This window comes from Burkholderia sp. GbtcB21, from assembly GCF_019091065.1.
GTDB lineage: Bacteria > Pseudomonadota > Gammaproteobacteria > Burkholderiales > Burkholderiaceae > Burkholderia > Burkholderia pyrrocinia_C.
In genome coordinates, this window is record NZ_JAGXKA010000583.1 from 1 (window position 1) to 228 (window position 228).

General features: G+C 57.0%; 1 pseudogene. It reads right to left on the bottom strand.

From position 1 onward, the window contains the following. Positions 1-143: pseudogene (locus tag KVT39_RS37740) on the bottom strand (LPS export ABC transporter permease LptG); the annotation flags it as partial. Between the last annotated feature and the right edge of the window lie 85 nt (positions 144-228).

Here is a 228-nt window from a genome sequence, read left to right on the forward strand (position 1 = left end):
TAGCCGAACTTGTAGTTGCCGTGCCCGACCGAGTTCAGTTCGCTGATCAGGTCGTAGAAGAAGAACAGGCCCGAGAACGCGAACAGGATGAAGACGAAGGTGACGTAGATCTGTCGCGCGAAGTACTTTTCATAGAGCCGCATCGATCATGCTCCCGAGCGGCCGAACAGCGCGCCTGTAAACAGCGGACGATTGCGCACGCGCAACCTGAAGATGACGGCGACGATC